Source organism: Streptomonospora sp. PA3, from assembly GCF_009728995.1.
Lineage (GTDB): Bacteria > Actinomycetota > Actinomycetes > Streptosporangiales > Streptosporangiaceae > Streptomonospora.
Genome location: NZ_VTZW01000006.1, coordinates 136,132 through 157,668, shown reverse-complemented (window position 1 = coordinate 157,668; position 21,537 = coordinate 136,132). Strand labels below are relative to the sequence as shown.

At 73.0% G+C, this 21,537-nt stretch carries 20 protein-coding genes; 12 read left to right on the top strand and 8 right to left on the bottom strand.

The features are described from left to right. Nucleotides 1-11: 11 nt before the first annotated feature. Nucleotides 12-758, bottom strand: a complete 747-nt coding sequence (locus tag FZ103_RS04540) for a WbqC family protein (RefSeq protein ID WP_343233372.1) — start codon at nucleotides 756-758, stop codon at nucleotides 12-14. A gap of 371 nt (nucleotides 759-1,129) precedes the next feature. Here FZ103_RS04540 and FZ103_RS04535 point away from each other — a divergent pair, with 371 nt between their 5' ends. Continuing rightward, nucleotides 1,130-2,755, top strand: a complete 1,626-nt coding sequence (locus FZ103_RS04535) for a glycosyltransferase (protein WP_186355812.1) — start codon at nucleotides 1,130-1,132, stop codon at nucleotides 2,753-2,755. A gap of 176 nt (nucleotides 2,756-2,931) precedes the next feature. Beyond that, on the top strand, nucleotides 2,932-3,351 hold the full coding sequence (locus tag FZ103_RS04530; protein WP_186355811.1) for a DUF3817 domain-containing protein: 420 nt from the start codon (nucleotides 2,932-2,934) through the stop codon (nucleotides 3,349-3,351). Here the strand turns inward: FZ103_RS04530 and FZ103_RS04525 are convergent. Then, a complete protein-coding gene (locus FZ103_RS04525) occupies nucleotides 3,324-4,187 on the bottom strand; it encodes an SURF1 family protein (RefSeq protein ID WP_186355810.1) in 864 nt (287 codons plus the stop codon). The genes FZ103_RS04530 and FZ103_RS04525 overlap by 28 nt on opposite strands. A gap of 594 nt (nucleotides 4,188-4,781) precedes the next feature. Between FZ103_RS04525 and FZ103_RS04520 the strand changes: the two genes are divergently transcribed. Then, nucleotides 4,782-5,114: a helix-turn-helix domain-containing protein gene (locus FZ103_RS04520; protein WP_186355809.1), complete on the top strand. Its 333-nt coding sequence runs from the start codon at nucleotides 4,782-4,784 to the stop codon at nucleotides 5,112-5,114. A gap of 75 nt (nucleotides 5,115-5,189) precedes the next feature. Here FZ103_RS04520 and FZ103_RS04515 read toward each other — a convergent pair whose 3' ends face one another. Both FZ103_RS04515 and FZ103_RS04510 read right to left on the bottom strand, forming a co-directional pair. Next, nucleotides 5,190-5,807: an ATP-dependent Clp protease proteolytic subunit gene (locus FZ103_RS04515; protein WP_155999026.1), complete on the bottom strand. Its 618-nt coding sequence runs from the start codon at nucleotides 5,805-5,807 to the stop codon at nucleotides 5,190-5,192. Continuing rightward, on the bottom strand, nucleotides 5,804-6,499 hold the full coding sequence (locus tag FZ103_RS04510) for an ATP-dependent Clp protease proteolytic subunit (protein WP_343233371.1): 696 nt from the start codon (nucleotides 6,497-6,499) through the stop codon (nucleotides 5,804-5,806). The genes FZ103_RS04515 and FZ103_RS04510 overlap by 4 nt, the downstream gene beginning before the upstream one ends. 487 nt (nucleotides 6,500-6,986) lie before the next feature. Between FZ103_RS04510 and FZ103_RS04505 the strand changes: the two genes are divergently transcribed. The 4 genes from FZ103_RS04505 to FZ103_RS04490 all read left to right on the top strand — a co-directional run bounded on the left by FZ103_RS04505 (nucleotide 6,987) and on the right by FZ103_RS04490 (nucleotide 11,089). After that, on the top strand, nucleotides 6,987-9,230 hold the full coding sequence (locus FZ103_RS04505; RefSeq protein WP_255429752.1) for a penicillin-binding protein: 2,244 nt from the start codon (nucleotides 6,987-6,989) through the stop codon (nucleotides 9,228-9,230). A 109-nt stretch (nucleotides 9,231-9,339) separates the two neighbouring features. After that, nucleotides 9,340-10,107, top strand: coding sequence for an alpha/beta fold hydrolase (locus FZ103_RS04500; RefSeq protein WP_155999024.1), 768 nt, complete (start codon nucleotides 9,340-9,342; stop codon nucleotides 10,105-10,107). 56 nt (nucleotides 10,108-10,163) lie between these two features. After that, nucleotides 10,164-10,724 (top strand): CrcB family protein, encoded by a 561-nt coding sequence (locus tag FZ103_RS04495; protein WP_186355808.1) that lies wholly within the window; start codon nucleotides 10,164-10,166, stop codon nucleotides 10,722-10,724. After that, nucleotides 10,721-11,089, top strand: coding sequence for a CrcB family protein (locus FZ103_RS04490; RefSeq protein ID WP_186355807.1), 369 nt, complete (start codon nucleotides 10,721-10,723; stop codon nucleotides 11,087-11,089). The genes FZ103_RS04495 and FZ103_RS04490 overlap by 4 nt, the downstream gene beginning before the upstream one ends. Before the next feature lie 7 nt (nucleotides 11,090-11,096). Here the strand turns inward: FZ103_RS04490 and FZ103_RS04485 are convergent, their stop codons facing one another. After that, the gene (locus FZ103_RS04485; RefSeq protein ID WP_155999021.1) at nucleotides 11,097-11,741 is read right to left on the bottom strand and encodes a class II aldolase/adducin family protein; all 645 of its coding nucleotides are present in this window, start codon (nucleotides 11,739-11,741) and stop codon (nucleotides 11,097-11,099) included. 371 nt (nucleotides 11,742-12,112) lie between these two features. On the opposite strand from FZ103_RS04485, the gene FZ103_RS04480 reads away from it, so the two are divergent. Continuing rightward, the gene (locus tag FZ103_RS04480) at nucleotides 12,113-13,600 is read left to right on the top strand and encodes an aldehyde dehydrogenase family protein (protein WP_155999082.1); all 1,488 of its coding nucleotides are present in this window, start codon (nucleotides 12,113-12,115) and stop codon (nucleotides 13,598-13,600) included. Nucleotides 13,601-13,670: 70 nt separating this feature from the next. On the opposite strand, the gene FZ103_RS04475 is transcribed toward FZ103_RS04480, so the two are convergent. Further along, nucleotides 13,671-13,940, bottom strand: coding sequence for a hypothetical protein (locus FZ103_RS04475; protein ID WP_155999020.1), 270 nt, complete (start codon nucleotides 13,938-13,940; stop codon nucleotides 13,671-13,673). Nucleotides 13,941-13,993: 53 nt separating this feature from the next. Next, entirely contained in the window at nucleotides 13,994-15,040 is a 1,047-nt protein-coding gene (locus FZ103_RS04470) for a Vms1/Ankzf1 family peptidyl-tRNA hydrolase (RefSeq protein ID WP_155999019.1), read from the bottom strand. A gap of 337 nt (nucleotides 15,041-15,377) precedes the next feature. On the opposite strand from FZ103_RS04470, the gene FZ103_RS04465 reads away from it, so the two are divergent. The 4 genes from FZ103_RS04465 to FZ103_RS04450 all read left to right on the top strand — a co-directional run bounded on the left by FZ103_RS04465 (nucleotide 15,378) and on the right by FZ103_RS04450 (nucleotide 19,096). Beyond that, nucleotides 15,378-15,653 (top strand): hypothetical protein, encoded by a 276-nt coding sequence (locus tag FZ103_RS04465; RefSeq protein ID WP_155999018.1) that lies wholly within the window; start codon nucleotides 15,378-15,380, stop codon nucleotides 15,651-15,653. 328 nt (nucleotides 15,654-15,981) lie between these two features. Beyond that, the gene (locus FZ103_RS04460) at nucleotides 15,982-16,581 is read left to right on the top strand and encodes a TetR/AcrR family transcriptional regulator (protein WP_186355804.1); all 600 of its coding nucleotides are present in this window, start codon (nucleotides 15,982-15,984) and stop codon (nucleotides 16,579-16,581) included. Continuing rightward, nucleotides 16,578-17,474 carry an ABC transporter ATP-binding protein gene (locus FZ103_RS04455; RefSeq protein WP_186355803.1) on the top strand — a complete coding sequence of 299 codons (897 nt, stop codon included), beginning with the start codon at nucleotides 16,578-16,580 and terminating at the stop codon, nucleotides 17,472-17,474. Before FZ103_RS04460 ends, FZ103_RS04455 begins: the two co-directional genes overlap by 4 nt. After that, on the top strand, nucleotides 17,471-19,096 hold the full coding sequence (locus FZ103_RS04450) for an ABC transporter permease (RefSeq protein WP_155999016.1): 1,626 nt from the start codon (nucleotides 17,471-17,473) through the stop codon (nucleotides 19,094-19,096). The genes FZ103_RS04455 and FZ103_RS04450 overlap by 4 nt, the downstream gene beginning before the upstream one ends. 116 nt (nucleotides 19,097-19,212) lie before the next feature. Here FZ103_RS04450 and purL read toward each other — a convergent pair whose 3' ends face one another. After that, complete coding sequence (gene purL / locus FZ103_RS04445; protein WP_155999015.1) at nucleotides 19,213-21,510, bottom strand: phosphoribosylformylglycinamidine synthase subunit PurL; 2,298 nt, start codon at nucleotides 21,508-21,510, stop codon at nucleotides 19,213-19,215. Nucleotides 21,511-21,537: the final 27 nt, after the last annotated feature.

The following is a 21,537-nucleotide window of genomic DNA, read 5'->3' as shown; positions in this document are numbered from 1 at the left end:
GTCGTGCGGTGTCAGCCGGTGTCGGTGGACGCCGGGCCGTCGGCCGGGACCGGCTGGGCGCGCGTGCTGCGCAACAGATCCAGCCCGGCGGCCGGGCCGGCGTTGACGAGCAGGTCCAGCGCGGCCATCCGGGGCAGGAAGTCCTCCCCGGCGCGGTTGTGCTGCTGGTACTCCGGATGCCGGAACCGCTGCCACTCCACGGCGATGCCGTAGCGGCGGAAGACGTCGGTGTCGATGTAGTCGCGCGCGCCCTCGCCGGAGAGCATGGTCGTGGCTCCGACCTTGGCCGCGAGCTGGGCGAGCAGCTCGCTCTTCTGACCCGGGAACTCGCCGAGCTCGCTGGCGAGCACGACGGGCGTCCGGATGCCGAACCCTTCCAGGGCGATTCGCATCGTGGCCAGGGCAAGATCGGACAGATGCTCCCACTCCTGGTCGTACACGCGCAGAATCCGTGTGCGGAACTCCTCCCAGAACGGGGCCTGCCGGTAGCAGTGCTCGGCCAGGGTCCGGCGGTGCTTTTCCCGCCATGGGCGGGAGTTGTCGATCGTTTTGTCCTTGATTCGCTCGCCGCGGTTCCGCTGTATTACTGGAACCGTGAGCAACACGGGGCCGCTCTTGGCGGCGACATAGTTGCGGTTCTGCCATCCTCTGCGCTCGTATTGCACATGATCCAGCACGACAAAGAGGTCGCTCTGATCTGCCTTGTCGATGAGTCCGAGCCACGGCAGGTAATGCGGCTGGTGCATGGCGACGCGCACTGCGGTTCCTCTCCGGGGCGGATCCGGTACGTGGAGTGGTGCCCAACGGTACGGATTCCGCGGCGTCGGCCCTGCGCACGAGGCCCGCAGCCGCTCAATCCGGTGTCTGGTAAGGGCAGAGAGATGGGTGATATCGGTTGAAACTTACGAAGAATGCGGCGAAAATCGGACATCTGGTTCGTGTTGCTGGCTCCCTCAGGTATTGCATCAACGGGCAACCCCGACCGCAAGCACATCTATAGGATTCTCGTGGCCTAGATAGGACGCCGGGCGCGGTGAACTTTCCCGATCATGGGGACGTCAACTGAGCGCTGGTTTCTGCTCACCACCGTCGGTCGAACTCCGCGAACCACCTGTCAGGAGGACAACCCGTGCGTACGGCGCGTTTCATCGGAAGTTGGCTCGCCGGGGTGATCGCCCTGGCGCTGGCCGTGACGCTCTTCGTGCAATGGCTCCGGTTCGTACTCGATTCAGCGGGCGCGACCACGCCGATGCCGCTGCTGCTCGGGATGGCCCTGGGGGTCAACCTGCTGGTGTGGAGCCTCGTGGGCGCCGTGCGCCTGGGCGACGACACCGTGCGGGGCCTGGCGGCGCGGCGCGCCGCGCGCGGCCGGCACCGCGCCCTCGCGCCGCGCCGCGCGAGCGCCTCCGCCGAAGCCCGCGAGCCCGTCGGCGTGGAGGCCGCAGAGCCCGCCGGCGACCGCGTGTCGGCGCGCTCGCGCGTATCGGCCCCGAACGCCGGAAGCGCCGGCGGCCCGGCCGCTCTGGATCCCGACGACACGCTGCCTGCGCCGGGGAAGTCCGCGGAGACCGAGGCCGAAGGGCACGCCGACACGCCCACCGCCGGCGCCGCCGAGGACGCCCCGCCGCTCAGCCTGGCCGTGGTCATCCCCGCCCACAACGAGGAACCGGTCATCGGCGGCGCGATCACCTCGGCCCTGCGCCTGTTCGATCGCTGGGACATCTACGTGGTCTCGGACAGCTCCCACGACGCGACCGCCGACATCGCCGCCGAGACCGGCGTCAACGTGCTGGAGCTGCTGACCAACCGCGGCAAGGCGGGCGCCATCGAGGCCGTCGTCGAGGAGTTCGAACTGACGGAGAACTACGACGGCGTGGTCATCCTCGACGCCGACACGGAACTGGACAGCGGCTACGTCGAGGGCGCCCGCCGCCAGCTCGGCGACCACGGCGTGGCGGCCGTGGCGGGATTCGTGGTGGCCGAATGGAAGCCGAAGCAGCGCACGGTCGTGGGCCGGATGATCTCCGCCTACCGCGACCGCCTCTACTGGCTGCTGCAGTACCTCATGCGCTTCGGCCAGACCTGGCGGCACACCAGCGTGTCGTTCATCGTTCCGGGGTTCGCCAGCGTTTACCGCACGAGCGCGCTCAAGGCGATCGACATCAACCCCAAAGGGCTGGTGATCGAAGACTTCAACATGACCTTCGAGGTGCACCACAAGCGCCTGGGCCGCATCTCCATGAACCCCGACACCCGGGCCCACTGCCAGGATCCCTTCACGCTGGCCGACTACACCAGCCAGGTGCGGCGGTGGACGCTGGGCTTCTGGCAGACGATCCGCCGGCACGGCATCTGGCCCAGCCTGTTCTGGTTCGCGCTGTTCTTCTACATCCTGGAAGTCGTCATCGTCGCCGTGCTGCTGCTGACCACGGCCCTGCTGGGCGTCTTCACCGCCGTGCCGGCCCTCACCGGCGGCGCCGTACTCGACATCGACGCCTACGCCGCGGGCTACGGGGCCGTCACCGCTGTGCTGCCGCTGACCACGATCCTGGTCGGGCTGTTCGTACCCGACTACATCCTCACCTGCATCCTGGCGACCATCCGGCGGCGGCCCAGCTACCTGGTCTACGGCCTGTTCTTCATGCCGATGCGGATCCTCGACGCCTACCTGACACTGCGCACGGTGCCCCAGGCGTGGACCCTGCGCTCAGACGGCCGCTGGAAGAGCCCCGGCCGCGCGGCGGAGCGGCTTTAGGCCGGCGACACGGGCCGGTGCGGATGTGAGGCGCCCCGCATCCGCCGCGGTCGGCACTGCCCTTAGGCTCGATTCAGATCCGACTACCGCAAGCACAGCGCGGCCGCGGGCCGCTCGCGGCCGCTTCCGCGCGGCGCCGGCCCGCGGCGCCGCCCGCCGACAGCACGAGGTGCCCCGTGGAGAAGAAGCGTCTGCCGTTCGTCCTGTACCGGATCCTGGCCTATGTGACGGGTGTCCTGCTGCTGCTCCTGACGTTCGTGTCCATGCCGGCCAAGTACCTCATCGGCGAGACCGCCCGCTTCTCGCTGGTCGGCGCGCCCGCCGGCGCCGGGAACCTCTTCGGCGAGGAGTCGGTGCTGATGCCGCTCGTGGCCATCCCGCACGGCTACGTCTACATGGCCTACGTCCTGGTCGTGCTGTGGCTGGCGCTGGACCGGCGCTGGGGCGCCCTGCGGACGGTGGGCGTGGCGCTGGCCGGGACGATCCCCTTCGCCGGGCTGATCATCGAGCACCGCTTGGCCGCCGCCGAAAAGCGCGATCGGCAGGCGGACGGGGCCGGCGGCCCGGCTCAGCGGGTCCGCGCCACCGACTCCTGACCGCCGTCTCCGGCCGTGTCGGTGGGCGCGCCATCACCGGGCCCGCTTTCGGCGGCGGGCGGTGCGCCGCCCTGGGAACCGTCGCGCACCTCGCGCCGCACCAGCGACACCCAGAAGACGACGACCGCGCCGCCGAAGACCGCCCACTGGGCGGCGTAGCTGACGTTGCGCCAGTTCCACACGACCTCCGCCGGCGGCTTGGGCGGCGGGATCTCGCGCAGCCGGACGCCGGAGCCCGCGGCCGCCGGGTCCGGCGGCCGCTGCCCGCCGCGGACGATGTAGCCCTCGTAGAGCCGGTACGGCCACTCGTTGATCAGCAGCGACGGTGCGATGCGGGCGACGTGGCCCTGCGGCGTGTCGATCGGGACGTAGCCGTCCTCGGATTTCTGCGGCGGACGCAGCCATCCGGTCACGGTCACCTCGCCCTCGGGCAGATCCGGCAGGCGCTCGACGGAGCCAGCCGCCTCTTGCGGTATCCAGCCGAGGCTGACCGCGACGGCGGTGTCCTGCCCCGTGACCAGCGGCACGACGACGTAGTAGCCCTTCTCGCCCTCGGGTGAGAGCGCCGGCGCCAGCAGCCGGCCGTCGGAGTCGTAGACGCCGGTGGCCCGTACAGCCTGGTTCCCCTCGTCGGTGGGCATGTAGGCCCCGGGTTCGAGCACCTCGCCCAGCGGGCGTGCCGACGAGAGCTGCTCGACCGGGTTGTCCACGACCTCGCGCGAGGGTTCCTGGGCACGTTCGAACTGCCAGTACCCGGCGCCGAGGCACACCGCCACAGCGAGCAGAGCCAGCAGATGTATCCCGAGCCACCGGGGCTTGACCAACACAGAGAGCACGGCTCCAGGCTATGCCCGCGTGCCGGAGAGCCCGCCCGTCACCCACCACCAGCCCCAACGGAGGCGCTGCGCGCCGCCCGCTTGCCCGCCCGTCACCCACCACCAGCCCCAACGGAGGCGCTGCGCGCCGCCCGCACCCGGAGTCCGCGGCCGCCTGCTGCGTGGCCGTCGGCGGCCGTGCTGCGCCGCCGGACCACGTCCGACTTGACCTTCTCTGCCGGGGCTTGGTTCGCGGGTTGAGCGGACATGGATATTACTTTAAGTAGTTCGCGGTGACTGAGGGTTGTTGTGGCAGGTCATAGTAGGTAGTCTGGGAACCAGAGCGAGAGGGAAAGGCCCGAATCGGGCACGCTCTCCCGCCACAACATAGAGCCTTTAAAGGTCGCGACTCCAGGGGGGAGGAGTCGGCGACCGTTCCCAAGGCGAGGGCCGCATCCGTGATTTTGAGGGGGGACACGGAAGCGGCCCTCGCGTCATGTTCGGGGGCGGTTCTGCCCGTCGCAGAATGCGCCGGGCGCACCGCGCAGGGCGTGGCCGCGGAGGCCGGCGCGGCGTAGGGTCGAGATGTCCGGAGTGCGCGTCGGGGAGGGATCGATGGGTGAACAGCCGACCGGCGGGGGCGAACCGCTGATGCGCGACCTCATCGGCGGCCTGCTGCGCCGGGCCCGCCTGGAGCAGGGGCGGACGCTCCAGGACGTCGCCGAGGACGCGCAGGTGTCGATGCAGTACCTCTCCGAGATCGAGCGCGGCCGCAAGGAGCCCTCCTCCGAGGTCCTGGCCGCGGTCTACCGCGCGCTGGGACTGCAGCTGGTCGACCTGGTGGGCAGCCTGCACACCGAACTCGCACCCGCTCCCGCGCCGATCGGGGGCCGCTTCGCCCCGGGACCCGGTCCCGGCGGCGCCCAGGCGATGCTGCTGGCGGCCTGACCTCCACCGGCCGCCCCGGTCCCCGCGACCGCGGCGGCGCCGCCCGCACTCGGGCGGGCGGCGCTCGAACCGGCCTCAGGCGGCCTCTGCGGCGGCGGCCCTGCCGGGCGCTCTGGTGATCACGTGATCGACCAGGCCGTACTCCTTCGCGGCCGAAGCGGTGAAGATCTTGTCGCGGTCGGTGTCCTCGCGCAGCCGCTCCACGCTCTGGCCGGTGTGCAGCGACAGGATCTCCTCGATCTCGGCGCGTATCCGCAGCACCTCCGCGGCCTGGATCTCCAGGTCGGCGGCCTCGCCCTGGCCCTCGCTGGACGGCTGGTGCAGCAGCACCCGCGAATGCCTCAGCGCCATGCGCTTGCCCGGAGCCCCCGCCGCGAGCAGCACCGCCGCACCCGAGGCCGCCTGACCCATGCACACCGTCGCCACGTCGGCGCGCACGAACCGCATCGTGTCGTAGACGGCGGTCAGCGCCGAGGCGGAGCCGCCGGGGGAGTTGATGTAGAGGTTGATGTCGCGCTCGCTGTTCTCGTGGTCGAGGTGGAGCAGCTGGGCCATGGTCACATTGGCGACCCCGTCGTCGATCGGCGTGCCCAGGAAGATGATCCGCTCGGAGAGGAGCCTGCTGAAGACGTCGTAGGACCGCTCGCCGCCGGGGGTGCGCTCCACCACCACGGGAACCGTGTACTGGCTCATTTCCGCCCCTCCCCCGCTTCCGAGCGGCCGGCCTCGGCGATGCCCGGGTGCACCGCGCCGAACCCGAAACGGCGGGCGGTGTCGCCGCCCAGGTCGCCGATGCTCTCCACCACGTGGTCGATGAAGCCGTACTCCCTGGCCTGCTCGGCGGTGAACCAGGCGTCGCGGCGCTGATCCTCGGCGATCTGCTCCACCGTCCGGCCGGTGTGCCGGGCGGTGATCTCCTGGAGGGTCTTCTTGGTGTAGGCGAGGTTCTCGGCCTGGATGGCGATGTCGGCCGCGGTGCCGCCCAGGCCGCCGGAGGGCTGGTGCATCATGACGCGGGCATTGGGCAGGCTGTAGCGCTTGCCGGCGGCCCCCGTGCACAGCAGGAACTGGCCCATGCTCCCGGCGAAGCCCATGACCAGCGTGGCCACGTCGTTGGGGATGAAGCGCATCGTGTCGTAGACGGCCATGCCCGCGAACACCGAGCCGCCGGGGCTGTTGATGAGCAGGGTGATGTCGCGCTTGGGGTCGTCCTCGGAGAGCAGCAGCAGCTGCGAGCAGATGCGGTTGCCGCTGTCCTCGTCGACCTGGGTGCCCAGCACGACCATGCGGCTGTGCAGCAGGCGGTTGGCGATCTGGTCGTCGAACGGCGCGGCGGCGGCCTCGGCTGACAGCCGGGGAAGCGCCGACGGAAGTGTCGAGAGCACGTCTCCTCCTCGATGTCGGTCAAAGATCGGGAGTCCTGCGGTGGCCACCACGTCGCCCGGTCGACTCCAGCCTGCGGCCCGCACAGGCGCGGAAGCGAGCGTTTCCGCCCTGAGGCGATCCGCTATCGGCAGTGTTTTCCGCGGGCCTGCGGGGTGCTTTGGGGCGCCGTCTTCCCTCCTCGCTCGCAGTGTTTCCCGCATGCCCGCTCGCAGAGGCGGGCGGCCGGACCGCGGTCCCCGGTGTCCGCACGCGAATCCATAGGCGCTGCTGGCGGCGGTTTGACCGGGGATTGGGTGGTGCGGGCCTAGATTCGCGGTTAGGCGTGCCGCCGCCGGCAGCACGACGGCGGCACCGCGAAAGCGGCACCCGGACCGAGGACGCAACGCGATGAAACGTTCCCGCCCGCACAGACCGGCCCGCCCGCACAGACCCGCCCGCAAGCGCGTCCCGCGCAGACACCCTTCCGCACTGTCATCCGCTGTGCGGATGTCCTATCTTTCGGCGCTCGCGGGCCTCCTCGTCGCCCTGCTCCTGCTGCCGCCGCTCGGCGGGCTCGCGCTGGCCGTGCGCGACGGCGCCACCGGGTTCCTCTCCCTGCCCGACGACATCCACCGGCTGCGCCCCGCCCAGCCCACGCGCATCGTCGACGTCGACGGCGAGACGGTCGCCGAGATCGCCGACAGGCGGCGCGAGCCCGTCCCCCTGAAGGACATCGCGCCGGTGATGGTCGACGCGGTCGTCGCGATCGAGGACCGGCGGTTCTACGAGCACGGCGGCCTGGACTTCCGCTCCGTCTTCCGCGCCGCCGTGCGCACCGCCCAGGGCGATCTGCAGGGCGGCTCCACCATCACCCAGCAGTACGTGAAGAACGTGCTCGTGGAGTCGGCCGACAGCGAGAAGGAGGCGGCCGAGGCCCGAGAGGTGTCGATCGGCCGCAAGGTGCGCGAGCTGCGCTACGCCCTGGGCGCCGAGCAGCGCATGTCCAAACGGGAGATCCTGGAGGGCTACCTGAACATCTCCTATTTCGGCAACAGCGTCTACGGGGTCGAGGCGGCCGCGCAGCGCTACTTCTCCAAACCCGCGCAGGAGCTCTCGCTGCGGCAGGCGGCGCTGCTCGCGGGCCTGGTCAAGGGGCCCGCGCTCTTCGACCCGATCCGGCGGCCCGACGCCGCGCGCGACCGGCGCGACACGGTGTTGGAGAGCATGGTGGGCACCGGCGCCGTCACCCGGGAGCAGGCGCGGGCCGCCAAGCGCAAGGACCTGGGCCTGGAACCTTCCCCGCCCGCCGCCCCCGAGGGCTGCCACTCCAGCGACAGCCCCTTCTTCTGCTCCTACGCGCTCGCCTGGCTCGAAGCCGAGGCCGGCCTGGGCGGCGGCGCCGGCGGCGAGGAATGGCTGCGGCGCGGCGGCCTGACCCTCCACAGCACGCTGGATCTGAGCATGCAGAAGGCCGCCCGGCGCGCCGTGGAGAAGCACGTCCCCGCCACCGACGCCTCCGGCAAGGTCGCGGTGAGCGTGCTCGTCGACCCCGACACCGGGGGAGTGCGCGCCATGGCGCAGAACCGCGAGTTCGGGGTCGACCCCGACAAGCGCGGCCAGAGCGCGGTCAACTTCGCCGTCGACGCCGACATGGGCGGATCCGCCGGGTTCCAGGCCGGCTCCACCTTCAAGGCGTTCACCGCGACCGCGGCGCTGACGGAGGGCATGGGCTTCGGTACGTCCTTCGACGCCCCGCGCTCCACCACCGTGGAGGGGATGAAGAGCTGCTCGGGCGAGAAGCGGGAGGACTGGCCTGTGCGCAACCACGGCGACAGCACCTCCGGCGAGCACGACATGCTCTCGGGCACCCGCCACTCGGTCAACACCTACTTCGCCAAGCTGCAGAAGCGGGTGGGCCTGTGCGACACCGTCGAGACGGCGCGCGCGCTGGGCGTCCACCGCGCCGACGGCGCGTCGCTGGGCCAGTGGAACTCGTTCACTCTGGGCGATCAGGAGGTCTCCCCGCTGACGCTGGCCTCGGCGTATGCGGTCTTCGCCGCCCGCGGAGTGCGCTGCGAGCCGCGGCCGATCACCGCGATCTCCGACGGTGCAGGCACCGACCGCCTCGCGCCGGTCTGCTCGCGCGTCCTGCCGCAGGGCGTGGCCGACGCGGCGAGCCACCTGCTGCGCCAGCCGTTCAAGTCGGGCGGCACCGCGCAGTCGCTGGGGATCGGCCGCCCGGCCGCGGGCAAGACCGGCACCACCGACAACGCGGCGGCCGCCTGGTTCGCCGGGTTCACCCCCGGGCTGGCCGGCGCGGTGGCGCTGGGCGACCCGCGCGGTGCGGCGCAGCACCCGCTGCGCGACGTGACCATCGGCGGCACGACCTACCCCACCGTCTACGGAGGGACCATTCCGGGCCCCATCTGGCAGGACACGATGCGCAGGGCGGTCGAGGGAACGCCGGAGGGGGAGTTCCCCCGACCGCCCGAGCGGTTCCAAGGCGGCGAGAACGCGACCCGCGCCCACCGGGGCGGCGAGGAGTCCGGCGGCGAGATGCCCGATGTCGTCGGCAGTCCCCGCGAGGAGGCGGTGCGCGCCGTAGAGGAGGCGGGGTTCGAGCCCCGCGTCGGCGAGGTGACCGTGCCCGCGGACGTGCCCAAGGGCCGGGTCGCCGCGACCAACCCGCGCCCGGGAGCGGAGCTGCCCGGCGGCGCGACCGTCAACCTGTTCCTCAGCCGGGGGAGGTAGCAACCGCCGGCCGGGCGGGGTACGGCGGCGGCCATCGAATGGCCGGGAAACCCCCGGTGGGGCCGGTGCGGCCGCTACGCTTGCCAACTGGAGAACCAGGAGGTCGCGCATGGCCGTCGTTCCCCTCCACTACCGCTTCGACGGACCCCGGCACGCCCCCGCGGTGCTGCTGCTGGCCCCGCCGGGCGCGAAGTGGACGGTGTGGGAGCCCCAGATGCCCGAGCTGACCCGGGAACTGCGCGTCCTGCGCGTCAACCACCGCGGCCACGGCTCCTCGCCGGCGCCCGCAGGGGATTACTCCATGGACGATCTCGGCGCCGACGTCATCGCGCTGATCGACGAATGCGGCCTGGAGCGGCTGTCGATCGTGGGCGCGGGCCTCGGCGGCATGCTGGCGACCTGGCTCGCGGCCGCCCTGCCCGAGCGGGTGGCGCGGCTGGGGTATGTGGTGAGCACGGCGGCCGTGCCGCGCAGCGGGACGTGGCAGGGCCTGGCCGCCGTCGCCCGCGGGGAAGGCATGGCCGCGGTCGTCGACGAGGCCACCCGGTGCTGGTTCACGCCGGGTTTCAGCGAGTACCGCCCGGACGTGGTCAAGCGGCTGGCCGAGGAGTTCGCCGGAGTCGCTGCGGCGGGGTTCGCGGGCTGGTGCACCGCCGTCGCCGGGCTCGATCAGCGCAGCCTGCTCGCCCGCGTGCGGGCGCCGGCGCTCGTGATCGCCTCCGCGCACGACCCCCTGCTGCCGCCCGGGCACGGCCGCCGCCTGGCCCGCGGCCTGCCGGGCGCCCGACTGGAGCTGGTCTCGGGAGCGGCCCACCTGGCCGGCATCGAGCGCGCCGACCGGGTCAACGAGCTGCTCACCGAGCACCTGGCGCATTGACCGCCGGCCGGACGCCGCGAGCGGCCGGCGGAGGCGCCGCTGGTAGGACTGGAGGCGTGCCCGAACGACCCGATTCCTCCGGCGGTTCCGGACGGCGGCAGCCCGGAATCGTCGACCCCGACATCGACCTGCACCTCCCCCGCCAGCGGACCGAGCTGCGCGACGCGCCCTGGGCGGTGCTGGGCGCGGTCGCGGCGGGCGGGGCGATCGGCGGGGCGGCCCGCAGCGCCCTCGGGCTGGTGCTGCCCCACGAGCCGGGCGGCGTCCCGTGGCCGACGCTGGCGGCGAACCTGTCCGGCTGCCTGCTGATCGGCGTGCTGATGACCGCGGTGGTCCGCGTGGGCAGCGGATCCGGGCCGTCGCGGCTGCTGCGGCCCTTCGCGGGTGTCGGCGTCCTCGGCGGCTACACCACGTTCTCCGCCCATGTGGGTGATGTACGGGGGCTGCTGGAGGCCGGGGCGCCCGCCGGGGCGCTCGGCTACATCGCGGCCACGCTGGTGGGCGGCCTGGCCGCGGTATGGGCCGGCGTCGCGCTGACGGAGCGGCTGCTCGGTGCCTGTCGCAGGCGCCCGGAGGAAGGCGGCCGGGGCGGCGCCGGGGAGGCGGGGGCGCCGTGACGGTCCTGCTCGCCGCGCTGGGCGCCGCGATCGGCGCCCCGCTGCGCTACCTCACCGACAGGTTCGTCCAGCAGCGCCACGACTCCAAGTTCCCGTGGGGCACCCACGCCGCCAACGCCACGGCCTGTTTGCTGCTGGGCGTGGTCAGCGGGTTCGCGCTGCCCGACTGGGCACGGGCGCTGGTGGCGACAGGGCTGCTCGGCGCCCTGTCGACGTACTCGACGTTCGGCTACGAGACCGTCGCGCTGCTGCGCAAGCGGGAGCGCTTCCTCGCCTTCGCCAACGTCGCGGCGTCGCTGGCCGCCGGCCTGGGGGCCCTGCTGATCGGCCTGGCCGCCGCCGCGTCGCTCACGGGACCGCAGTGAGCGCGCCTCACAGGATGTCGGGGCCGGCCCAGGCGTAGGCGCCTCGCGCGCGGACCTCGGTGAGCTCGTCCTCGGAGAGCACCCGCGGCTGCCCGAGGCTGCGGGCGCGGACGTAGACCCCGCACAGCCACTCCAGCAGCCGCGCGTGCTCGAAGGCGTCGTCGGGACCCGCGCCGACGGCCAGCCCGCCGTGGTTGGCCAGCAGCGCGGCGCGCTTGCCCTTGAGGGCCTTGACCAGGTGGTCCGCCAGCTGCCCCGTGCCGTAGGTGGCGTAGTCGGCGACCGGTACCGCACCGCCCAGGCGAGCGGCGCTGTGGTGGATCGGCGGAAGCTCGGCCAGTGCCGCGGAGACCACGGCGGCGTGGTCTCCGTAGGCCTGCACGACGGCGCCCGCGTCGGTGCTGCGGTAGGCGGCGGTGTGCAGCGTGGTCTCGGCGGCGGGCTCGCGGCGGCCCTCCAGCACTCCGGCCTCGATCGACAGCACGGGGCAGTCGGCGGGTTCGACCTTCTCCAGCGGAACGCCCGCCGGGGTCACCGCGATCAGGGATCCGCTGCGGACGCTGACGCTGCCTCCGTCGTGGCGGGCCAGGCCGGAATCGGCGAGCCGGCGGGCGGTCAGGCACACGTCTCGGCGCTGTTGCTCCAGCAGCATGGGTCCTCGGCAGTCTCCGGGCGGGGGCCGGGTCGGCGGTGATGGCGCGGCATCCTGTTAGGTATGCCTTATCTACGTTAACCCGACGCGGGGTGGTCCTGTCCAGAGGGCGGCCGGTCCGCGGGGGCGCGGCTCGGACCCGAGAGGCCCGACTGGCGAAGGGGCCTGGAGGGCGGGACGCGCCCATGCGCGGGCGCGTGGGACGCGTCACGAAACTGTGTCGCGATTTCTGATGTTTGTCCAGGTCAGTTATGGTCTAGCGGTTGGTGTCCAGACCTGCAGAGAACACGCAGCGGCCGTTTGCGGCCGAGCGACCTGGGGAGGAGGGTCCTGTGACTGGACCTGATCTTCGGCTCCCGGACAAGCCGTACCTGGCGGCGCCCGGCACGGCCGACCCGACGAGCAACCACATCGACGGCGCCTGGCGCGCCGCCGCCCAAGGCGGCACCCGCGACGTGCTCGATCCCTACGACGCCTCCGTGCTGACCGTGGTCAGCGAAGGCGCCGCCGCCGACGCCGAGGCGGCGATCGCCGCCGCCCGCGCGGCCTTCGACCGCGGCGAGTGGTCCCGCCGGCCCGCCGCCGAGCGCGGCGCGATCCTCGGCCGCATCGCCGACCTGCTCCAGCGCGACCGCGCCGAGATCGCGCTGATGGAGTCCCTGGACACCGGCAAGACCCTGGAAGAGGGCGGCATCGACGTCGACGACGTCACCGCGGTGTTCCGCTACTACGCCGGCCTGGCCGACAAGGACGCCGGCCGCGTGGTCGCATCCTCCGAGGGCGTCTTCAGCCGGGTCGTCTACGAGCCCGTCGGCGTCTGCGCGATGATCACCCCCTGGAACTACCCGCTGCTCCAGCTCTCCTGGAAGATGGCCCCCGCCATCGCCGCCGGGAACACCATGGTGGTCAAACCCAGTGAGATCACCCCGGTCACCACCTGCAAGCTATTCGAGCTGTGCGCCGAGGCCGGCGTGCCCGCGGGGGTGGCCAACCTGGTCCTGGGCACGGGCGCCGAGGTGGGTGCCGCCCTGGTCGAGCACCGCGACGTCGACCTCGTCTCCTTCACCGGCGGGCTGGCCACCGGGCAGCGGATCATGGCCGCCGCGGCCGCCACGGTGAAGAAGGTCGCCTTGGAGCTGGGCGGCAAGAACCCCAACATCGTCTTCCCCGACGTGGACCTGGACACCGCCGTGGACTACGCCATGATCGCGGCGTTCTTCCACTCCGGCCAGGTCTGCTCGGCCGGCGCCCGCCTGGTCGTGCACGAGGACATCCACGACGAGTTCGTCGCCGAGCTCTGCCGCCGCGCCGAACGGGTGCGCCTGGGCTGCGGTCGGCACGAGGGCGTGCAGTGCGGTCCGCTGGTCTCGGCCGAGCACCGCGCCAAGGTCGAGGCCGCCGTCGCCCGCGGCATCGAGGAGGGCGCCACGCTGGCCGCCGGCGGCCGCCGCCCCGACGAGCCCGAGCTGGCGAACGGCTTCTTCTACCGCCCCACCGTCTTCACCGGCTGCCGCGGCGACATGGACATCGTCCAGACCGAGGTCTTCGGACCCGTGGTCACGGTCGAGACCTTCCGCACCGAAGACGAGGCCATCGCCATCGGCAACGAAACCGACTACGGCCTCTCCGGGGCCGTGTGGACCGATGACGTCGGGCGCGGCGAGCGCGTGGCCGCCGGGCTGCGCCACGGCACCGTGTGGATCAACGACTTCGGCCCCTATGTGCCCGGCGCCGAGTGGGGCGGGTTCAAGCGCTCCGGCGTCGGCCGCGAACTCGGCCACGCGGGGCTGGACGAATACCGCGAGGCCAAGCACATCTACCGCAACCTGGCGCCCGAGCCCCAGCGCTGGTTCGACTGATGCGGCCCTGCGCCGCGCGGGCGGCGCCCTGAACACGCTGAGCCCGGGACCGGCGCGGCCGGTCCCGGGCTCAGCGTTCGTAGCGCCGGCGCCGGCTCACCCAGAAGACGTTCAGCCCCGCGGCCATCGCGCCCGCGGCCAGGATCACCGTCAGCGGCGCCGAGTCCAGCACGAGTGCGGCCAGCACCGCGCCCGCGATCAGCACCACTAGCCCGAACACCGCCAGCACCAGCCGGAACAGCAGGGGGCTGGCGGGGCGCTCAAGGCTGCCGATCGGCCCCTTCAGGCTGCCTCGGCGCCTCGTCCGGCGGGGGCGCTTCGCGTCGCGGTTCCTTCGCATCGTCGGCGCTCAGCGTAGCGGCCGCCCGCGGCCCGGCGGCCGGGGCCGCCGGGTCAGGGCGCCGCCGAGAACCGCAGGAACGCGCCCACGCCCTCCTGGGCGTCGCCGGGCTCCGGCAGGCGGGTGAACGAGGCGCTGGTCGCCTGGGCGGCGCGCAGCAGCAGGGAGCTTGCGGGGGCCTCGAACGCCTCGGCCGGATCGGTCATCCGGGCGCGGTCCTCGGCGACCTCCAGCGGATCCGACGACGACGCCCACAGCGTGGGCTCGTTCGAGCGGTCGCCGGCCATCAGCAGCCGCTCGACCTGGCCCGAACGCAGCGCGTCGCACGTGGCGTACAGGCCCTGCACGGCCCGCCCCTCGCGGTTGAGGTCCTGGCGGAAGTCCTCCATCAGCCCCGACCGCAGCGCGACCGCGGTCCGGCGCAGCCCCTCCTCCACCGACTTGCGCAGTTCGGCGATGGCGTCGGGGTCGGCGCGGCTGCCGCCGGAGATCTCGATGAGCATCTCGCCCGTGCGGTGGCTGAGGTGCTGGCGCACCTTGCCCAGCGCTCGCTCGTCGCCGCCGACGAACACGGCGGCGGCCTGCACGTTCTTGACCGCCTCCTCGACGTCCTGGGCGACCTCGGCGGCGTTGGCGAACCACACCTCCTCGGTGTGGCGCTGGTGGTGCTTCTGCCGCCAGCCGCCGCTGGGCACCTTGTTGATGTGCAGGGTCGCCCCGCTGGTGTGGCGCTCCTCGGACAGGTTGCCGTAGGCGGGGTAGGCGTAGACGTCGGCGCCCTCCCGGTCGACGGCCACCACGACGTAGGGCAGCCCGTCGTCGAGGTCGCAGACCAGCTCGACGGGGTCGGGCACCGGCAGTACCGACGCCCGGTCGCGCGGCGGCGGACCGGAGAGGGTGTAGGCGGCGATCAGCTCGCCGCCGGCGGCGAACAGCGCCTCGCCCTGCGGGCCGGGGATGCCGTTGACGCCCCCCGCGGCGGAGTCGAGCGCCTTGAGCGTCGCCTCGTCGGCTCCGTTCCGCGCGAGCTCGTCACGCAGCCCGCGCCAGCGCAGATCGATCTCGTGCGCCGCGTTCTCAGAGGTTCGGGTGGTGTCCATGTAGACCGATGCGACCGGACCGGGCGCACGATAAAGCGGTTCCAGAAAACGCAGATCCATGATGGCTGGGCCGCAGCCGAACGGCCCGTCCTCACCTCCCGACGCTGCTGTGCGGTCGCTTGCAACGCGGGCGCGCCCGGCGTGGCCGGCGCGTCCTGCCAGCGCCACTGCCCGATGGGTCCGGGCGCATGCGGAGCCGGCGCCACTCTTTACCGCAGGCGAAACCCGCCGATCCCCCTCGTCGCGGGCGCCGCGTGCGGGGCCGTTTGCCCTGTTGCGGCGGCGGGTAGGCGCGTGCCTTGCGGACACGTGCACACGAGCCGCAGAGGAGGGCCCGATGGAACGCGGCAGCAGCAAGCACAGCCCCAAGCTCGACGACGAGCTCGAAGGCGAGATCCAGGGCATGCTGAAGGGCAACAAGCCCACTCGCGCCGAGGAGGACCACGAGCCCGAGCCCATCGTCACCGACGACGGCGCGCCGGCCACCGACCCCGCGGCCGTCGACTCCGAGGGCGAGCTGCCCGAGGACCGCCGCATGTCCCGAGGCGAGACTCCCGAGGGAGCCGGGGAGAGCACGGAAGGCCAGGGCGGCACCGGGACCGACCGGAGCTGAGCCCGCCCGAGCCGGGCGGGCGCCCGCGCCGCGCCCGCCGGCGGCCCGCCGGCGAGCTCTGCGGAAGGGGATCCTCCCGCGGGTCTCCCGGCGCCGCCGTGGTTTCGGGGCGTCGGCACGGGCCGATTCGCCGCGGCGGCGGGGCGGTAGCGGCGCACCGGTCATGCCGTGTGCCGCTTTTTCTTGTTCGCTATTAAAATACAGTACTGTACTGTATTGTTACGGAGTCGCTCCAGCGCGGAGCGGCACAGACACCGGCGAAGCGAGGCGACATGGCGGCCCCCTGGATGCGATATCGGCCCGATCACCCGCGGAGCGGGTGGTGAGCATGGCGCGCACATCCCGAGCGCCGGGGCGCCCCCGCAGCGCGGAGGCCGACGCGGCGATCCTCGGCGCGGCCCTGGACCTGATCATCGACCGCGGCATCGAGGCGACCAGCATCGAGCAGGTCGCGCAGCGCGCGGGCGTCACGCGGGCGACCGTCTACCGGCGCTACGCCAACAGGACCGAACTGCTCATCGCGGCGATCCACCAGGGCTACGACGTCGTGCCCGACGAGCTCCCCGAACCCGAGGACGTCGACCAGCTCCTCTCCTGGTGGGCGCAGGCCCTCGGCGGGCCCGGCGCCGGCCGCGGACGGCGCCTCGTCCGCCGCCTCATGACGGAGCTGCACGGCCATCCCGAGCTGGCGGAGACGTTCGCGAAGGTGAGCATCGAGCCGCGGAACCGGTGGATCCGCGCGGTGCTCACCCGGGAGCGGGACCGCGGACGGTTCCCCGCCGACACCGACCTCGACGTCGTCCAGGAGATCCTGACCGGCGCGGTCGTGACCCACCTGCTGACCCGGCCGGACGACACCCCCGCCCAGGAGGTCGAGGACTACCTCCTGGCCGTCCTGCGCGAAACCCGCTACCGGAGGAACCCGTGACCGCACCCGCCATCGAAGTCCGCGGGCTCGTCAAGACATTCCGCACCACGCGGGCTCTGGACGGCCTCGACCTGACCGTCGCGCACGGCGAGGTCCACGGCTTTCTCGGCCCCAACGGCGCGGGGAAGTCCACCACCATCCGGATCCTGCTCGGCCTGATGCGCGCCGACAGCGGGCGCGCCGCGGTTCTGGGCCGCGACGCGTGGAGCGACGCCGTGGCGCTGCACCGCCGACTCGCCTATGTGCCCGGCGATGTGGAGCTGTGGCCCAATCTCACCGGCGGCGAAGCCATCGACCTGCTCGGCCGGCTGCACGGCGGGCAGGACCGCGCCCGGCGCGACGAGCTGGTCCGGCGCTTCGAGCTGGACACGGCCAAGAAGGGCCGCACCTACTCCAAGGGGAACCGGCAGAAGGTCGCCCTCGTCGCCGCGCTGTCCTCCGGTGCCGACCTGCTGGTGCTGGACGAGCCCACCTCCGGGCTCGATCCGCTCATGGAGGCGGTGTTCCAGGAGGTCGTCGGCGAGGCCAAGGCGGCCGGGCAGACGGTCCTGCTCTCCAGCCACATCCTCGCCCAGGTCGAGAAGCTCGCCGACCGGATCAGCATCATCCGCAAGGGCGCCGTCGTGCAGTCGGGGACCCTGTCCGAGCTGCGGCACCTGACGCGCACCACCGTCGAAGCCGCCACCGCCACCCCTGCCACCGGCATCGACACCCTGCCCGGCGTCCGCGACGCGGAGGCCGACGGGCGTCACGTGCGCTTCACCGTGGACAGCGAGCACCTCGACGGCGCGATCAAGCACCTCGGCGGGTTCGGCATCCAGGCGCTCACCAGCCACCCGCCCACACTCGAGGAGCTGATGCTCCGCCACTACGGAGACGGGGACGCGGCATGAGCACCATCGCACCCGCTCGCGGCGGCACGGCGCCCGCCACCGCCGGCGACGGCCCGCTGACCGGCACCGCGGCCCTGCTCGGGCTCGCCCTGCGCAGGGACCGCCTCAAACTGCCCCTGTGGATCACCGGCATCGCGGTGTTCGTGCCCTACTTCTACACCGTGCTGTCGGTCTCCGGTTCGCAGCCGGGCGGCATGCGGGCCTTCGCCGGCCTGGTGGACAGCCCGATGGTGCTGGTCTTCACGGGCCCGCTGTTCGGTTTCGACGAGATCACCCTGCAGCGGGCGTTCCTCACCTACACCATCGAGTTCCTGCTCGGCGCCGCGCTGATGAACATCCTGCTCGTCACCCGCCACACCCGCGGTGAGGAGCAGACCGGCCGGGCCGAACTGGTCCGCGCGGGCGTCATCGGCCGCCACGCCCCGCTCACCGCCGCGCTCGTGCTGGCCCTCGCCGCCGACGCTGTGCTCGGCCTGCTGATGGCGGGCGCGATGGCGGGCCTGGGCTTCCCCGCGAGCAGCGCCCTGCTGTTCGGGGCCGGAACCGCCGCGACCGGACTCGTCTTCGCGGGCATCACCGCGTTCACCGTGCAGCTGACCGAGCACACCAAGGGGGCGGCCGGTCTTGCGGCGCTGGCCCTCGCCGCGGCGTGGACCCTGCGCGCCGCCGGAGCCGCGCAGGCGGTCGAGGGCGGGCCCTGGACCTGGCTTTCGCCGCTGGGATGGGCGCAGCTCACCCGGGTGCTGGCCGACGAGCGCTGGTGGCCGCTCGCCCTTTCGCTGGGGCTGGCCGCTGCTGCGGCGGCCGGCGGCTATGCGCTGTCGGCACGCCGGGACCTCGGCGCGAGGCTGATGGCCCAGCGCCCGGGCCCCACGTCGGCCGGGCCGCGGCTGCGGTCGCCGTTCGCGCTGGCCCTGCGGCTGCAGCGCGCGTCCCTGCTGTGGTGGGCGGCCGGCATGGTCGTGGTCGGTTTCGTCTGGGGCAGCCTGGCCGGTGCGATGCGGCAGGGGATGGCCGAAGCGATCATCGGCGGCGGCGAGGACCCGGCGCTGGCCTACCTGAGCCTCATGGCGGTGTTCATGACCGTGATCGTGGGCGCGTTCACGATCCTCTCCGCGGGCAGGCTGCGCACGGAGGAGGTGCGCGGCCGGGCCGCGCCGGTACTGGCGCGCCCGGTGGGGCGCTCCGCCTGGTTCGCGGCCTTCCTCGCGACGGCCGCCTCCGGCTCCGTCGGACTGCTGGCGCTGACCGGCCTGGCGACGGGCGCCGGCGCCGCCCTCGCCATCGGCGACGGCGCTCTCGTCGGCGAACTGCTCGCCGCGTCGCTCGCCCGCGCCCCCGAACCGCTGCTCCTGGCTGGCCTGGCAGCAGCGCTGTACGGGTTCGCGCCGCGGTGGGGATGGGCCGCTTGGGCCGTGCTCGGCTTCGGCTGCATCGCGAGGTTCTGGGGTGAGAGCCTGCACTGGCCGGGGTGGCTGATGGCGGTCTCGCCGTTCAACCACATCCCGCGGATGCCGCTGGAGGGCTTCGCGCCGGGGCCCGTGCTCGCGCTCGCCGCGCTCGCCGCCGCCCTGGCCGCCCTCGGCCTGTACGGATACAGCCGCCGCGACCTCGACGGTTAGGCCGGAAGACCTAGGCCCTGCGCCGCCGAGGCGCCCCCGGGGGATCGCCCGGTGCTCCGCGCGGTTCCCGGGGGCCCCTCGGCGCGGCGCGTCGACCGCATCGGGCTGTGTAAGGGCTACTCCGCGTCGAGCACGGCGGGCAGGGTGGCCGTGTGGGCCTCGCGAAGGTCGTCCAGGCTGATGCTGAACCCGCCGTCGGGGAAGGTGACGGTGAGCGCCGTGCCGCCGATCGTGCCGATCTCCGCGGCGGGTACGCCGTGCTCGTCGCACAGCCGGGCGAAGGACTGCTCCTCCTCCGGCTCCACCACCACGATCGCCCGCGCGCCGGACTCGCTGAACAGCGCCGTGAACGGGTCCTCGACGTGCACCGAGCAGCCGACTCCGCCGCGCAGCGCCGACTCCGCCAGCGCCACCGCGAGCCCGCCGTCGGAGAGGTCGTGGGCACCGGCCAGCAGCCGCTCGTCGGCCGCCGCCGCCAGCAGGCGGGCCAGCGCCGCCTCGGCCGCCAGGTCAACCCGCGGCGGCAGCCCGCCCAGGTGGCCGTGGACGGTCTCGGCCCACACCGAACCGCCCAGCTCCTCGCGGGTGCTGCCCAGCAGCACCACGCGCGCCCCCTCGGACTGCCGCGGGAACGCGGTGGTCAGCCGGGCGTGCACGTCGTCGATCACCCCGAGCACGCCGATCACCGGAGTGGGGTGGATGGCGGCGGCCCCGGTCTGGTTGTAGAAGCTGACGTTGCCGCCGGTGACCGGGGTGCCCATCTCCAGGCAGGCGTCGGCCAGGCCCCGGGTGGACTCGGCGAACTGCCACATCACTCCGGGGTCCTCCGGCGAGCCGAAGTTCAGGCAGTTGGTGACCGCCAGCGGGCGCGCGCCCGCGGCGGCGACGTTGCGGTAGGCCTCGGCGAAGGCCGCCTGGGTGCCGGCGTAGGGGTCCAGCCGCGTGTAGCGGCCGTTGCCGTCGGTGGCCAGCGCGACGCCGCGGGTGCCGTCCTCGCCCACCCGGATCATGCCCGCGTCGTGCGGCGCGGAGAGCACGGTGTCGCCCATGACGTAGCTGTCGTACTGCTCGGTGACCCAGGAGGGGGCGCAGATCCCGGGGGCGCCCAGCACCGCCAGCACCTGCCGCCGCAGCTCCTCGTCGTCGCCGGGGCGCTCCAGCCGGTCGGGGGTGTCGGCCTGCAGCGCGTCCTGGTCCTCGGGGCGGGCGTAGGGGCGCTCGTAGACCGGGCCCTCGTCGGAGGCCGTGCGCGGAGGCAGGTCCACCACGGTCTCGCCGTGCCAGGTCATGACCAGCCGCCCGCCGCGCTCGGCCTCCTCGGGCGTGACGTCGGTGACCTCGCCGATGACGCTGGCGGGGATGTTCCACTTGCGGCAGGTGGCCATGAACGCCTCAAGGCTTCCCGGCTCCACCACCGCCATCATGCGCTCCTGCGACTCGCTCATCAGGATCTCCTCCGGAGTGAGCGTGGAGTCGCGCAGCGGCACCCGGTCCAGTTCGATGCGCATGCCGCCGGTGCCGCCGGCGGCCAGCTCGGTGGTTGCGCAGGAGACCCCGGCCGCGCCCAGGTCCTGGATGCCCACGACCAGGCCGTCGCGGAACAGTTCGAGGCTGCACTCGATGAGCAGCTTCTCCAGGAACGGATCGCCCACCTGGACGCTGGGCCGCTTGGCGTGGCTGGAGTCGTCGAAGGTGGCGCTGGCCAGCACCGACGCGCCGCCGATGCCGTCGGGCCCGGTGGTGGCGCCGAACAGCACCACCTTGTTGCCGGGGCCGGGGGCCTGGGCGAGCTGGATGTCCTCGTGGCGCATCACGCCCACGCACAGCGCGTTGACCAGCGGATTTCCCGCATACCCCGCGCCGAAGCCCAGCTCGCCGCCGATGTTGGGCAGGCCGAGGCAGTTGCCGTAGAAGGAGATGCCCGAGACCACTCCCGGCAGCACGCGGCGGGTGTCGGGCGCCTCCAGCGGGCCGAAGCGCAGCGCGTCCATCACCGCCACCGGCCGGGCGCCCATGGTCAGGATGTCGCGGACGATGCCGCCCACGCCCGTCGCCGCGCCCTGGTGCGGCTCGACGTAGGAGGGGTGGTTGTGCGACTCGATCTTGAAGGTCACCGCGCAGCCGTCGCCGACGTCGACCACACCGGCGTTCTCGCCCATGCCCACCAGCAGCGCGTCGCTGCGCGGGGCCTTCTCGCCGAACTGGCGCAGGTGCACCTTGGAGCTCTTGTAGGAGCAGTGCTCGCTCCACATCACCGAGTAGATCGCGAGCTCGGCGGCGGTGGGGCGGCGGCCCAGGATGCCGCGGATGCGCGCGTACTCGTCGTCGGCCACGCCCAGTTCGGCGTAGGGCTGGGGGGTGTCCGGAGTGTGCGCCGCGGCGGCGACGGTGTCCAGCTTGGGGTGCTCGGGCATGCGGTGTCGTTTCCGTTCGGACTTGCT